The sequence below is a fragment of the Pseudomonas sp. GW823-FHT02F05 genome (assembly GCF_058797315.1).
The window spans coordinates 110,668-125,633 of record NZ_JBXAJM010000011.1 but is presented as its reverse complement, the minus strand read 5'-3'; the positions used below and the strand labels follow the sequence as shown (position 1 = coordinate 125,633).

Annotated in this window: 6 protein-coding genes and 1 pseudogene; all 7 read right to left on the bottom strand. The window is 52.6% G+C overall.

The window, feature by feature from the left end; all coding sequences use genetic code 11:
* Window positions 1-12: 12 nt before the first annotated feature.
* The 7 genes and pseudogenes from AC1RAC_RS14950 to AC1RAC_RS14920 all read right to left on the bottom strand — a co-directional run bounded on the left by AC1RAC_RS14950 (window position 13) and on the right by AC1RAC_RS14920 (window position 14,935).
* Entirely contained in the window at window positions 13-435 is a 423-nt protein-coding gene (locus AC1RAC_RS14950; protein WP_486081845.1) for a very short patch repair endonuclease, read from the bottom strand.
* A gap of 24 nt (window positions 436-459) precedes the next feature.
* Window positions 460-5,943 carry an ATP-binding protein gene (locus AC1RAC_RS14945; protein WP_492616721.1) on the bottom strand — a complete coding sequence of 1,828 codons (5,484 nt, stop codon included), beginning with the start codon at window positions 5,941-5,943 and terminating at the stop codon, window positions 460-462.
* Window positions 5,936-7,477, bottom strand: a complete 1,542-nt coding sequence (locus AC1RAC_RS14940; RefSeq protein WP_492616720.1) for a hypothetical protein — start codon at window positions 7,475-7,477, stop codon at window positions 5,936-5,938. Before AC1RAC_RS14940 ends, AC1RAC_RS14945 begins: the two co-directional genes overlap by 8 nt.
* Window positions 7,474-9,618 carry a hypothetical protein gene (locus tag AC1RAC_RS14935; protein WP_492616719.1) on the bottom strand — a complete coding sequence of 715 codons (2,145 nt, stop codon included), beginning with the start codon at window positions 9,616-9,618 and terminating at the stop codon, window positions 7,474-7,476. Before AC1RAC_RS14935 ends, AC1RAC_RS14940 begins: the two co-directional genes overlap by 4 nt.
* 20 nt (window positions 9,619-9,638) lie before the next feature.
* Window positions 9,639-11,318, bottom strand: coding sequence for a DNA cytosine methyltransferase (locus AC1RAC_RS14930; RefSeq protein ID WP_492616718.1), 1,680 nt, complete (start codon window positions 11,316-11,318; stop codon window positions 9,639-9,641).
* Window positions 11,319-12,123: 805 nt separating this feature from the next.
* Window positions 12,124-13,745, bottom strand: a pseudogene (locus AC1RAC_RS14925) (type I restriction-modification system subunit M).
* A complete protein-coding gene (locus tag AC1RAC_RS14920) occupies window positions 13,742-14,935 on the bottom strand; it encodes an AAA family ATPase (RefSeq protein ID WP_492616717.1) in 1,194 nt (397 codons plus the stop codon). Before AC1RAC_RS14920 ends, AC1RAC_RS14925 begins: the two are co-directional and overlap by 4 nt.
* Window positions 14,936-14,966: the final 31 nt, after the last annotated feature.

The following is a 14,966-nucleotide window of genomic DNA, read 5'->3' as shown; positions in this document are numbered from 1 at the left end:
AGTGATGCTTATTTATTCTTTTCGCATCAAAGCTGCAAGTCGATTTCCGGCGGCATTTGCTTTTTTGGTAGAACACACCTCACATTCCCAAACGATGAATACTTTCCATCCTAATGCCTTTAGATACGATGTCACCCGATTATCCCGGGCGACATTCTTCTCGAACTTTTCTAGCCAAAATGCTGTATTGCTTTTCGGTGTCGTGGCAATATTGCAGTTGGAATGCCGGTGCCAGAAGCAGCCGTGGACAAAAACCACGGCCTTGTATCGGGGAAATACAAGGTCAGGCTTGCCGGGCAAACCTGACCCATTCAAACGGTAGCGCAGACCGAGACTATGCAACACTTTACGCAGTGCTATCTCCGGGCGAGTGTTACTCCCCTTAATTCGGGCCATCCTTTCTGACCGCTCCTTAGGAGAGAGGAAGTCGGTCATACCCGACCTCCAGATCGAGAGCTCCTATTTTGGGCTTTCATCTCCCTCCTTAACCAGTTCGTAGAAAGGTAGACCGCGAATTACCTCTCCTGATATATCGAAAGATTTATAGAGGCAGTGATGATTAGGTAGCGTCTTCACACGCTCTGATAGCTCTGCAAGATCCGATGTAAAGCCGAGGACTCCCAGTTCGGCAGGCGTGATGTTTGGTACCTTGTGGATGAACCAGGATAGTAGCGGTTCCCTGTAGTCGGTCGCACCGACCTTAAAGTGCCTAAGGAATTGGGATGCCAGTATCACGCCAGTTCCAAACTCCCGGCCCTGTAGCAACAGCTTGCGTAGAACGTCGAACTCGTAACGCATGATATTGTCAGCTTCGTCCACCAATAAGTAGGAGTCGATCGCCCTGAGCTGCGGGTCTGTGCCAGTAAAGGCTCGCTTGGGTACCTTGAGCATGTTCTCGTAAAACATGTTTAGTAAGATGGCAACGAGCATGTTCTTGCTGCGGTCGTCTTGTCCCATGGAGCTTAGGGATATCACCACAACGCCATCGAAGAATTCGTCAAAAGGTTTTGTTTCCCCTTTGGCCTTTGCAAACACCTCCATGTCCACCAGATCGTCAATGATTGCCATTGGTGCGTCCGACTTCCCGCCAAGTATTTCTCTGTACTCTGCATGGATGTCGTAGATTGTAGGCTGGCGGTCTTGAGCATTAGCTGCCTCGTACGCGTTACGGACGGCTGCTTTGAGTTTGTCCCGCTGCACGGGACCTATTCCCGAGTAAACCTTGTCGAGGACATCTGCGAAAAACCGGAAGCGATCCAGCCATGGTGCTGAAGATTCCCCCATTCCGGTGATGTCGAAGAGATTTAGAGGAAGGTGATAGGGCTTCACCACCTTTGCCCCGGTAGCCTCTACGAAATCCGGGCTACTAAAGTCGCTTTTATAATCGAAGATCAAGAAGCGTGGCTTGATCCCACGGTTTGCATCACTGGCTCTGGATATCTGCAGGATAAGTGACTTGAGGAATTGGGTCTTACCTGTGCCGAGATCACCTGCCACACCGATGTTCAACTGATTGAGTCGAGTATCGGATATGTTCAGGCTTAGCTGTCTTGGCTCGAAACCATCAACTGTTTTGCCTACGGAGAGGATCACGCCTGCGCCAAACTCGTCAGGTGTCAAGGAAGGTGCGATCTCTCCATTTGCATTGCTGGAGGATGTTTCTTCATTGATTAACTGCATAACGGGTTCGTTGTTCGAAGTTATCGAAGGGTTTACCGACCACTCGCTTTCCGCCGCAGAACTGTCGAAAGGAGGCGATCTGGTAGCCTGGGCTAACAAGGGAGGTAATAATCCCCAGTTGCCCACCTTGGCCCGCACGGCGTCGTAGAACGACTGTGGATCACTGTCGAGTACGATACGGCCTGCATCCTTGCTTGAAATGACAATCGTCTCGTCGAAATTGTCGCCGTCACGATTATGTGGGCCGCTGAGGCTTGATTCGTCTACGACGATAAGTCTTCCCCGTAAGTCTAGAGTAGGTCTCGAGTCAGGATCGAGGATCGCTGCGGCGATTAGCTCGTGGTACCCGGCCCAGCGGGTAGCTTGTCCTTCTACTGCCTGATGCTGACTGTAGACTCGTAAGCCAAAGCCAATCATCGAGAGTAGTAGATGTTGGTAGGCCAAGCTCCATGCCAAAGATTTATTGGCGCGATCTTCGATGGCTTGCAAGAGTTGTGAGAGTGCTCTGGCTTGAGAAAGGGCTTCGACGGAGTCGCTGGCTCCGAACACGCTTCCTTGGCGGCACTTGACCTCTATCGGCGTCAGATGCAGATGAACTTTGTCGTTGCTGATTCGCACGCCTACTACAAGCAAGTCGGGGCGTGAAAGGGAGGTTTCTTTGCGCTCCTTGCCTAGCGAGCGTGCAAGGTCGGCAAGATAACCTCTGAACGGGTCGACGGGAACGATTATCGCGATTGTGATCTCCTCTGGCGACCCCGCGAGCACTGGTAACAAGCTGTTCAGGTTTCCTTCGGTCCGGAACTGGTCTTGAAGAAGTCGGACCGCTAGGAATAGGCCCAGGTCGCCTGTAGCGCCTGTATCGTCCCCGGAGAGACCGCGAACGGTGGGGATTCCTCTCCTAGCGACCTCTAGAAGAATCTGCTCGATCTTTGAGTCGTCTAAGTTGTCGCATTCTGGAAGGGGCTTCAGAACACGGCGTAAGGCATCACGATCGGCTTGCTTGACCTGCGACAAGAGGTAGTAGCCGCTGGTATCGCCTGCGCGATGGGAGTACGAAGGGAGATCGTAGTCCCACAGGTAAGTGCCTTCGATCCAGCCACCCAAAAAACAAGCTGGGTCAATTGCAGAGGACGATACTGCAACATAGCCGGCGCTATTTTCCTTAAGCATGTCGGACACTGCGTGGACGCTAGGCGAGAACTGCAGTCCAACCTTACTGTCCCTCATCCTTTCAACCATAAGCATGCATGCTGAAACCTTGTCGGCGAATTGTTCGCCAGAGGGAGGCATCTGCCGGCCTTGACGGGATTCGCTTAGGAATGAGCCTTGAAGCTGACGCCTGACTCTGTGTCTGATTAGGCCGCCAACGCCTATCGGTGAGAGCATGCCTACCTCCTTGGAACCAGGTTCTGCCGAATCCAGTTGTGCAATGATGCCTAGATCCGGCGTGGCGCCTAACGGTTGTTTGTCATACCAGCGAACGTGGTTATCGGTGTCCTCGGAGAGGTTGGCGATCGTAGCCTGGTCAGGCCTTCCTGAAAGCCTAGTATCGAAAACTTCCAAAATCTTCGCACCGACGCTTTGCATAGGTGTGTTCGCGCCTCCGTTACCGAACCGCTTTGTACACCAGTTGGTCAAACCTTCGTTGCAGGCATCAGTGGTACCACCTGCGCTAGACACTACTAGACTGATAATGGGCTTTGCTGCAAGAAGGTTGGTTACATCGTCGAGTGCGCGCGAAACCTGAGCGGGGCTGAATCCACTTGAGATACCGCCGACAGTTAGGCCGAAGGTGTTGTCGAATGGGGGGCGGCGGGTACGGGCTGGTAGCTGGCCCAGGCGAGAGCCATTCCAAAGGACAGACCAGTAGTCGGAACTGCATTCGACGGACAAGAAGTCTATCCGCTCAACGCCACTCGGGGACTGAAGCGAGATGGTCAGCAGGTCGGGAACACAATCTGGGTCAAAAATACTTGCCGCCGGACAAGGCAAGGGTGAATCGCCTTCCACCTCGTCCCGTAGGACTTTCTGAGCAAGACAATGCCATGCAAGTCGTAATGGATGAAGGGGGGAAAGGATGATTGCTTCTGGAATTCTACTCAGGGTTCGTCCGTCTAGTTCTAGCGAGCAGACTGCAACGGTATCTATCCAACAAGCAATGTCCGGGTCAGTGTCGAGCCAGGACATGTAAGCATCGAGATAGGTTTCGGCGAGAACGCGAAACTCAGTGTCTTCCGAGAGCCAGGCTCCTAGCGTAGCAGACTCGATGAGCCCCGCTTGATCTTCGCCTCGTATGTATTTTGCAATCTCTTGGCGAGTTTCCACGAATCCCTTTGGTGGCTGGAAGTTCAGGATATTGGGGCGCGGATCATGAAGGAAGCGGCCTTGCGAGAGAATGGGGCCATTAGTGGCATTCCAGTTGGGTGGAACCCAACTAGATACGTAGTCATCTGCTATCACTAGAGGTCTGAACGATTCGGCTACGTTCTGCTCCTCTAGTATCCAAGACTGCAAGCTTGAAGCTCGCGCATTCCGGTCCAGATGCACGACGGCCTTGGTATCGAACTTGTCGAGATGTCGACGGTTCAACTTGATCAGGCGCTCGAACTCGCTCCGGCAGCCTTCCTCCTTTGCCTCATCGCAAGCAAGGTAAACTCTGCAAGTTTGAGGGGAGGTCTCGTCCAAGAGATTGAAGGCTATATCTAGTTGGTACTTACCGTCGGCCTCCACTTCTACTAGATATTCATCCTCTCCTACGAGGCGCGCGTCGAGGGGTTGTTGCTGTCCTTCTAGTTCAGTAGCGTCGTCCGGCATTCCCTCCACGTTGCCAACGGTAGCACCTGGTGACAGATGGAGTCGCAGCTCATATCGACCTGAACCGGGTAGCGAAAGGGATGTCTCCCAGTCCATCGCTGCAGTCTTTTTACTAGGTTTTTTAGGCGGTGACAGTTTTGTCGCTAGCCGGCAGGTTACCAGTATCCCGGGCTTCCAGTTTATTAAGGAAATAACCCGGATACTTGCAGGCTTACACCCCGTAGAGGCAACCTTATAGGTTATCGGTGCCTTATGTGCGGGAGGGAAACGATCTGTGTATTCATTAATTCCGCTAGAGGATGCTTGTAACGGGGTTGGCGCCTTACCATAGGAACCTCCGGTCAGTAGAAACTCTTCTGGTTGACCGCTTTCGTTCGTAGAGACGGCTAGTTCTACCTTGTCGCGCACGATCGCTGGTAAACCCTTGGTTGCGGGAATAATACTATTCGTGCATCGAATGCTGATCTCTCCGATGACTTCATCGGGCTCGTCGGCAAGCAGATCAGTCCATTGCTCTATAGTTAGTAGCGTCCACCAATGGGGCGGAGAAACTAGCGATAGAGTTTTCCCTGGCAAATAAAAAGCTTGGGTTGCTCGTTCAAAGGCTGTAGGTACGTCGCAGCTTGTTTGAAGGTGGTGGAGCAACTCTCGAAGAGCTTGAACAATATCGTCAGGGGCACCGTGTGCTAGACGTTCAATACCAGTCTTGAAACCATCAGCAAGCTCATGTGCAATTTTATCTATGACGGAGAGCTGGGCCTTCGACGAGATCCCATTGTCTGCCATTGGGGGGAGACCGCATGCCAGAGCAAGCGCATTTCCAGGTGAGAGATGTAGTTGGGCGGTCTCTATCGAAAATATGCGAGATAGCATGCGCCATGAAGCGGCGTGGTTGGCGTGTTCTGAATCCACTTCGTCGATGGAGTTTGCAGCTGCACGGATTAATTGCTTCGCATCGTCTCTCTGCGAATCTACGATACCTGCGACGAGCACTGCCACATTTACCGATTGCTGCACGAAACCGTCGTCCCACCATTTTTCGAGGTCGGCACTCATGCCGAAGACATCACTTGAAGATTCGATCGAAAGATTGTTGTGCTGGCCTGCAGGAACTAGCGCAACGAAACTGGAATTATTTGGATCATTTCGTACATCCAGCAAGTGGTCATTATCGCATTTGCCAGACTCCCCGATACGAAGCTTATGGCTATTCATCTGGTCGGTTGGATACTGGAGCAGTACCGGTAGAGTCACCATACTACCGTCTATCCCAGACATAACTTGAATTCCCCCATCACGAGCAAGCTCTTCGTACACTTGCTCGAGAATCTCGAGGGGGGGGCCGCGGAAAATCAGCCGGTACTCAAATTTCTTGCCGCTAAGCCCCTGCGTTGCACCCGACGCTTTTTCACGGACAATTGTTGCGAGCCAGTTTGCGAGTTTATTCATGTTCGTATTCCTGAAGGACTTGGCTCGTGTGGAACGGTGGCAATAGCAGCATGCCGCTCTCGGCATCTGGGCTATCGAGCACAAGACCGAGCATCCTTAGCTGGTGGCCCAAGTCATTCCTGGCTATATCGTGTTTATCTACGGTGACGCCGTAGGCTTCGAGATGTAGCCCTAATCTATGGATTGAGCGAGGTCCACCCATCCCGGCGAGGGCGCAGTGGACTAGAGCCAACACAGCTACAGGTCCAAGGGATACGATCCATGGACTGGATGGACTGCTCCCTTTCTTCTTGAGGATATATCCCTGGTCATACCCTCTGAGCAACGGGACTGCAGTCTGGCGTTGCCCTAGCGCGTGCCTCGCGAACTCGAGCAGATTCGAGCCGATGCCTTTCCTGCATAACAACGCGCGAGCCTCTTGCTCACGTATATCGATAATGGTTTCGAGAGTCCCTGCGCGAAGGAGTGTATTTCTATGGTTTTGGATATGCTGGCAAAGTGCGGCAATTCCTTTACTTGAGGAGAAGTCGCCCTCGTAGGGGGCTCCTATTTGCTGGAGTGACCAAAGGAGCGTATTGATCCCCAGCCTGGCGTTTAGGTAGCTGGAAACCTTGTCTTTGATACCTTGAAGAGCCTTTCCGCCGTAAGCCATGTATTGCGGGGCCTCAGGGAAAATTGCGATCCTTACCTCTTGCTCGTTAGGCGCCGCGCCTTCGGTAAGTGCTGTAGAGAGACAGCTCCAAATCCTCGCGTGGACGTCACATAACCACGTCACATGGGACACTGCTCCTAGACGCAACACAGCCTCTAATAAACTAGTCCATTGCCGGCGAGTCATGGAGTCTTTCGCCTGCATGATGGCTTGCAGGTCTTTGGCAAATCGTCTGGCTGGCAGGAAGTGAATTTCCTGAAAGTCGGATGCCGTCAGTGTTGCCGCGTCCTCTTCCGGAATCCGCACTTGAGACCATGTACCCCCGCCTTGATTCCACGACGATGTCTCCTGCTCAAGCCAGCGGGCGAAGAAGTCGTCTTTATCATTGACACTTAGAGAGTCAAAGAGATGTTTCCAAAGGCGCTGCGCTGACTCCTGATCCTTTGAACCCAGGCAGACCATCCGGCGTATCAAGCTGCCGGCAGGCCAGGAGTTGCTACTTAGACGAGCGGAGCCGGAGAAGATCGCTGCTCCTGGTACGAGAGGAGTAACCTGCACAAAGCGTTTAGAGGATTGGTTAGGAAGTTTTGGACTCTCCAATATACCGTGAAGCACGGTATGCCAGGCATCCACGCCAATTACCGCTCCAATTGGCGGCAGTTGGCTCTTTTCTCGAAGCTTCTGTATGCGCCTATCTAGATCACGTCCCGCCTGTGGCACGCTGCCTTCGCTCGCTGATTCAAAGCCTATCGTCCGGTAGAGCGAGGCTAGCAGGACCTCTGAACTTGCGTATTCCGGCGCAGGGCTCATAGCTAGGGCCGACTTCTGATAAATGCTATTGGAGAAGCGCCAAGGTGCTTGCTTGAATTCCATAAGGCTCATACGACCTCCTCCTTGCTCGCAACTAAGCCATCCCATGAGCGAGCTACTACAGTGCCGTCTGACCCGATACGAATTTTGGCATGCTCGAGAAGTTCCTCATCCCGGACAATGGAACCAGAAAGACGAGCTTTTGTTGTATCCAATAGGGCCAAGACTGTACGAGGGAGGGAGGCAGGGGATAACCCCCTTTCTAGCTCCTTCACTGCTTTGAACAAGTCATAGGTAAGAGGGATTGGTTGCGCCGATTGCACATGGCCGACCCCGAGGTAACAGATTGGGGAGCGAGGTCGTCCTGAAGTGTTCTGGGGCAGCATCCTGACCTGACGTAGAGGCACAACCAATGTCGCCTGACGTTGCTTAGGTGGAAGTGGTTGTCCAAATGTAGTGGTTAGCGAGACCTCGAATTCCTGACCGGTATTCAGCAGGCCCTTCACTTGCTGCACAACCTCGTAAAGCTGGTGCTTGTCATTCTGTTCGACGACTAGTTGGAAAGCCTGCAGGATCTTGAAATCGGCAACTACTGCCGTTCGGGTGCAAATGCTTCTGCGGACTAGGCGGCAAGCAAAGTCGCGAAGTAAATGTTGAACACGACTGGCTGCGACGGGTCTCCTTCGTCGTACAATTGGCATAGAAAGCATTTCATCTGCATTGGAGAGTCGCTTGAGTAGCTCAATCTCGTTGCGCGATAACACTTTATATTTGCGGATGAACTCTATTCCGCCGGCGAGGGAGCGACTAAAGCGAATGTCGAGGTCGCCGAGGCTAATCATGCTCTGGCTACTTACGGCGACCTGACTGTCGGGACTTGCGAATGCTGGGTCTAAGGTCTCGACAAGGCCTTCCAGCAATGGCGCAATTGTAGCCGGTAGGTAATGTGTCTTTCTCTCTGCGAGAAAATGCACAAGACCCATCAGGGTTCGCCCAGCTTCGGCATCTAACTCCTTTTCGAGCCCTAAGTCTTTGAGATCACGGCGGAGCGAGGTCGCTGCATCCTTGTCCCAACGATGGAAAAGTGCATGTTGGTAGCTTGACGTTGCTAGGTGAAAAATCGCAGTGAGCGTTTGTCGGTTGTGCTTTTTTGTGCCTGCTGCTTTGTGGTCAAGTTCGACTAGGTTCTCGGCCCATTGGCAAGGTGTTGATTGGTGTGTATGTCTTGCTGAGTCATGAACTATAGGATGGTGCCCAGCCAACAAGTACGAGGTAAGGGAGAAAAGGTCACGGAAGCTCCAACGCTTGCCGCTGGCCAGCTCATACCAGCGTAGTATCCTTAGCAACGCTGTTCGGTGCTCGTCTCTGGCTAAGATAGCCTGGCTGGTACAGAAGGGGCATTTTTCTCCCGCTGGACATACTCCCTTTGCGGGCCACATTTCGGATGCAGTGGCCTGGCCGATGAGGATTTCCGCTGGCGCCGAAGTCTCGTCGTCAGGCTTGACTAGAAGGGACTCTGCATCCATTGGCCAGACTGCAATCGATGGGAAGCCCTCGAGTGGCCAGCATGAAGGGGCATCGTACGCTAGGCTCACAGCCCTCGTAATAGCCTCGAGGATGATGCGCGGTTTTTCCAGATTATCGTCGATAGCATGGATCAACGCATCATCGAGGACGCCACGGTTAACGCAGCATAGGTAAGCTTGGGATGGTGGCCCATCTAGAAGCCGGCCGAGCTCCTCGATAAGGAGTGCTGGTGCAGTGCTTCCCTCGTGACCGGCTGTAGAAGTAGCGTCCTGAACTATATCCAAGCTCAGGCTACTATCGAATCTTGAAAGGCTTCCAGCATCGACGCTTACTATTCTTGGGACTTTGAAGCCGGCGGATGGATGGAACGCCTTTGACAGCTCTTCGATGAGCTGTCCCCCACAGCCTAGGCTCGCGTCTAGGCAGTGGATAGTGGACTCGATCGCTTCGGTTTTTCCATTACCTGGTCCGCCAACCAGAAGGATAATCCTCGGGATGCTCGTGCTGTCGGCCGGAAGCTTTTCGGCCCAGGCTTGGAGTCGAGCCAGAAGGCTTGTCCTTAATAATAGTTTGTTAGGCTGGCCGCTTTCGTTGTCTAAAAGCCGCTTCACTCCCCCCGAGTGATGGCCGGCCCAGTCGACAAGGGCTGCGGGGTAGCGCGCCCCTTCCATTTGGGTGCTATCCATTCCCCTCCACTCCTATGTTTTCAAGCTATGGCTAAGATTTCTTGTTCTTGTTCAGTGATTGTTTGTTGACTAGCTGTGGCCATGGCTTCTTTTAGTACCGATTCGATGGCTAGGCCAATGGCTCTTGCAAGGTAAGGAGGAACTGCGTTGCCCACCTGAGTGTAGCGTGGGCATTCTTTAGTACGCTGGCTCCCGCCCGTGGTGAATTTTCCTCGGAACTGGAACCAGTCGGGAAACGACTGCAGGCGTGCAGACTCTCGGACGGTCAGTATTCTGGGTTCGCTGTAGTGGAGCACATCGTCGGGCAACGTTGTTATTGTTGGTGCCGGATTTTCCTCGTGCATTAGGCAAATGCGATGTTTCTTGAGACCATATTTTTCTCTCTGGGCCAAGCTCATCAAGCCCCCCCTAATACACGCGGGGTCTTGGATGATCCTCATAAACCGCTCACTGATTTCGGGCTTGTGTTTTGCTAAGCGCACGCTGTCCATGGAGTCGCCGCACCCTTGATGCATGAGCGCTTGGTAATGTGTCCGAGGCCCTTTATAAGCGAGCTCTTGAAAGCCAGTACGAGAGGATGGATCACGGCATGGTCTGGTCCCTACGTGCTTTATTTCCAGATCCGAAATGGCCTCTGAAGCAGTGACTATTTCTGCAAGTCCAAGCTCCTGCAGTTGGTTCAACCTTGCTTCTTCTAGTATTTCGAAAGCTCGGATGACACCACCGGGAAGATGACGAGCAAGATCCTTGCGAATTCCTATTACGATTAGGCGTGGACGCTTCTGTGGTACTCCGAAGAGTGAGGAGTCAATGATTTGGCCATGGACCTGATAGCCAACCCTATTCAGGCTCTCTACAAGCTTGTCATAGTAGGAGTGGGGCTTCACTTTCGTTACGCCAAGCTCTTCTTTCCAATATTTGGCTTTGTGCGCGACCTTCATCCCCGGGACGTTTTCCAAGACAATAGCTGCAGGCTGAATGGCCTTGACCATTTCCACATACTTCTCAAACAGTTGGTTTCTGGGGTCGGACTCTAGTCGTTTCCCTGCGAAGCTGAACCCCTGGCAGGGAGGGCCTCCTGCAAGTACATGTACTTTGCCCTTGAGCTCGGAAAGTTTAACTGGGTGCTGTTCAAGAATTTCATCGATCCCCCAGGCTTTTTTCTCCAGCCAATCGGGCCATTGGAATTGAGGTGCAGGCACGTCACGCCCCTCGAGCAGGTTTGCCGAAAGGGTCGAAAATGCCATTTTGTCGCGTTCGACGGCAAAAACGCCGTTTAGCCCTGCGAGCGATAGACCTAGAGATAAGCCTCCGCAGCCCGCAAAAAGATCTGCGAACATCAAAGGTTGCGCGTGGGCGGGTAGTGAGGAGAGGGTTTCGAAATTTTTCATGGGCTCCTGCCCGGATACGGTCGTTGTCAGGGTAGGGAGCGTCTCGCGAAGCCCTATGCTTGCGCGTATATAGGCAGCATGAAGGTGATCTTTTTGGGGCACCACTGCTTGATGCTTACTCGGCATGCAGCCTAGAGGCAGCTCGGTAGGCGCCGAGGGGGCAATAGTGATGGAAAATGGGTTGCCCCGCAAGCAATCACAATGGGTTGGGCCTCCTGACGGCTGGATTGGTTTGAGATTACAGGTGTCAGATGTGTCGTTGAGCTCATCTAGAAATATTGCATCGGATTCGCTAGGTGGTACCCACATGGTTGAGCTCCTTCAGCCGCGTTGAAACCCGGGGGATCTCTCTTAAGCACAGCCCTATGCTGTTCTCTTCAGACGCTACCGAGCGATAGTATTGAAGAGTGAGGAGGCAGATCCAGGTGTTTCGGATATATGATTTTATCCTGTGATTATATACAGTATTTGCCCGCTGTTTCAGCCTAAGGTACTGATCAATCTGAATGAAAGACCACGCTGCTACTTTGAGTTAAAGAGGCGAACCGTATGTGCGTACATTGGCATTCCAGAGTGGGTTGGCATTCCGAAAAATCGCCCTATTGGGCTTGGAATGCCATTTGGAACGCCATAGAGCGTCGCTGTTCTTGGATGCCCGCGGACACCGCAGGCGCTGAAATCCCTGTATTTGCTGGATTTGAGGCACAAAAAAAGACGCTCGCAGGCGTCTTTAGTTGATCAAGTGGTGGGCCGGGGTAATCTGAAACGGAGTCTTATCTTGTTGATTAATTTCGTTAATATTGGTTGTGTGTTTTGGTGGGAATACCAAATGGAATACCTTGCGAGATAGCACTCCATTGATCCCAGCCTATATTCGATCTGAAAACCTTGCTTTGCATCCATGATAAGCAGTGATCTTCTTAAAGCACTCGAGGCAACGGGTAGCAATCGATCCTAGTCGGGAGGTGGCGACAGGCAGAAACCTTTCAACAGCGGCCGATCTACCCTACAAATGAATCGCCAACTTTTTCTTTTAGTAATTCATAGACGCATAACAAGGTATTGCTGTCCGTGCAGTGCCTCGTTATACGGTCTCATTAAATCGCTTTGCGGTTCACACTAAGGGTGGCAGTCCCAGCTCTTTCAGGGAGGCATTGTGTTTGTCCCGTGCCGCCTGAATGTTTTTTTCCAGTGTGACCAGTTCGGTATTCACGGTTTGTAAATCAATCTCTGCCTCTGCGCTTGCCGTGCTGATGTAGCGAGAAATATTCAGGTTGTAGCCGTTCTTCTCGATCTCCTTCATCTCTACCCGGCGGGCATAACGAGGCTCCTCTTTGCGGAACTGGTAAGTGTCGATGATCTTGGCGATGTTCTCATCGGTCAGTTGGTTCTGGCGTTTACCTTTGATGAAGTGTTCAGTCGCATTGATGAACAACACGTCGTCCGGTTGCTTGCACTTTTTGAGCACGAGAATGCACACCGGAATACCTGTTGAATAAAACAGGTTGGAGGGCAAGCCGATCACCGTGTCGATGTGGCCGTCCTTTAGCAGCTTAGTGCGGATGCGCTCCTCTGCACCGCCTCGAAACAGCACGCCGTGGGGCAGGATGATGGCCATCACGCCCTCTTCTTTCAAAAAGTGAAAGCCGTGCAGCAGAAAGGCAAAGTCGGCAGCCGATTTCGGGGCCAAACCGTGGTTTTTGAAACGCACGTCATCGGCTATGGCCTCTGCCGGGTCCCAGCGGTAGCTGAAGGGCGGGTTGGCGACGATGGCATCGAACGTGGGTTTTTTAGCGGGGTTCAGCTCGCGCAGAATGTCCCAGTCGTTGCTCAAGGTGTCGCCGTGGTAAATCTCGAACTCGGTGTCCTTCACCCCGTGCAGCAGCATGTTCATGCGGGCCAAGTTGTAGGTGGTGATGTTCTTTTCCTGGCCAAAAATCTTGCCAATACCATGTGGCCCCATGCGCTTGCGCACGTTAAGAAGCAGCGAGCCAGAGCCGCAGGCGAAGTCCAGCACACGTTCTAAACGCTTTTTGGGGCCGGTCTTTGGGTCTTGGCTGTCGAGGGTGACGATGGCAGAAAGGATGTCGGAAATTTGTTGTGGCGTGTAGAACTCACCCGCCTTCTTGCCTGAACCGGCGGCAAACTGGCCGATCAGGTATTCGTAAGCATCGCCTAGTGCATCGATATCTGCGGAGAAGTCTGATAGGCCCTCAGCGATCTTCTGGATGATGGTGCAGAGCTTTGCGTTGCGGGCGGGATAGGTTCTGCCCAGCTTGGGGGAACTCAGATCGATTTCAGAGAAAAGGCCTTGGAAGGTGCTCTCAAAAGACTCGGTTTCGATGTATTTAAAGCCCGCTTGCAGCGTAGCGAGCAGTTCACCGTTCTGGGTGCGTGCCATATTGGCGATGCTGTTCCACAGGTGCGCCGGCTGAATGACGTAATGCACCTTGCGACGCATTTGCTTCTCGAAGGCTGGGATGTCCGCTTTGTTCTCCTCATACCAGACCTGCAGAGGAGTCGATGCCCCGTTTTTAGCAAAACGTCGATGGGCAACTCTGGATAGTCTTTTCCAAGTTCCTTCTTGGCCGCTGTCTCATAGTTGCCCGAGAGGTAGCGCAGGAAAAGGAAGGACAGCATGTAGTCGCGGAAATCATCTGCATCCATAGCTCCGCGCAGTTGGTCGGCAATTGCCCAAAGGGTTTGGCCAAGTTGTTTTCTATTGGTGTCATTCATGTGGTGGTTTCGCTTGTGGGCCTGGGGGCGACAGCCGCTGCGGCTGCTTTCGCACCCGATATGTTAGGCAGGGCAAATTTAAATGCGCTGATGAAGTCTTTGAGAATGCGGCGGAACAAGTCTTTATTGTCCTCGCCCATTTCGGTCGGCTCATGGATGGCGTATTTGCCATGGCTCAGCAGGTTGAGGGCACGATTGTAGAGCGCTGTATCCTCCTCACTCGCGAGCGCTTTAAGGCAGAAGGAAATATCGGCATGACCAAAGAACGAGGCCGTTTTTTCCATGATGCTGCGCAGTGCATTGAAGTGAAAGGTGTAGAGCTTGCCGGAGTTATGATCGGCCGCCGCCTGCAGTTCGGCGAGGGCGGCGACGTGGTGGAAAAACGGCGTGTCATCGGTGGCCCGCAGGCTAAAAGCCCCCTCACCATTCGGCCGGTGTAAAAAGTAGCGTTTGTGAGTCACCTTCGGCTCCCCTTCCTTCGTCCGCCCAATCTCATTGCACATCACATTGAAAAAGAGGGCGTGGTGGGAGGAGAAAATCACTTTGATGGGCGCTGGATCACCATTCTGGTGTCTTCGACTGGCGGCCTGGCGCAGGAGTTTGGCGAGGTCACAGGCAACAGAAATGGCGTTGTTATCATCGAGCGAGGAGATTGGGTCGTCGATGTAGAGGTATTGATTCGACTGATAGGAAACGTGCCCATCGAGCATACGCTCGCAGATGGCCATGAAGAGGCACCAAATAAAGATGTTCTGCTCGCCTCGAGAGATCTTGATGTTCTCCGCTTCGCCTTTGCGAAAAGTGACCTTCCAAGTTCCGTAATCAATATCGAAGTCAAAGTCGGCATAACGGCTGAGGTAGCTCGCAATGGTTTCATCGAGCGCTAGGTCTTTTAATCCGTTGAAAAAAATCGAATCAGAATTGAGCTGCAGGTAGCGGGCTGTATCACCAGCGAGGTCATTCTCCCAAATGAATAGATCCTCTGTGTAGGCATTGAAGTAGAGGGTATCTGCAATGCCTTTATTCTTGCGCTTGCCCGCGTCCTTGAACTCCATGGAGAGCCGCGTTTTGCCGGTTCGGTTGTAGGCGTAAAGAAGTACCAACTCTATAGGCTTAGTCGGGTTATTTAAGTCGTCGCGCAGCCGGGTCACCAGCGAGCGCAAGCTTTGGTAAGTGCGAATACCGCTCATGTCTCAACCTCATCCGGAGACGGAAAAAGCT

What these genes read in the sequence shown, in the direction of transcription:
- AC1RAC_RS14950 (WP_486081845.1), bottom strand. Translation starts at nt 435, where the DNA reads ATGACCGACTTCCTCTCTCCTAAGGAGCGGTCAGAAAGGATGGCCCGA.
- AC1RAC_RS14945 (WP_492616721.1), bottom strand. Translation starts at nt 5,943, where the DNA reads ATGAATAAACTCGCAAACTGGCTCGCAACAATTGTCCGTGAAAAAGCG.
- AC1RAC_RS14940 (WP_492616720.1), bottom strand. Translation starts at nt 7,477, where the DNA reads ATGAGCCTTATGGAATTCAAGCAAGCACCTTGGCGCTTCTCCAATAGC.
- AC1RAC_RS14935 (WP_492616719.1), bottom strand. Translation starts at nt 9,618, where the DNA reads ATGGATAGCACCCAAATGGAAGGGGCGCGCTACCCCGCAGCCCTTGTC.
- AC1RAC_RS14930 (WP_492616718.1), bottom strand. Translation starts at nt 11,318, where the DNA reads ATGTGGGTACCACCTAGCGAATCCGATGCAATATTTCTAGATGAGCTC.
- AC1RAC_RS14920 (WP_492616717.1), bottom strand. Translation starts at nt 14,935, where the DNA reads ATGAGCGGTATTCGCACTTACCAAAGCTTGCGCTCGCTGGTGACCCGG.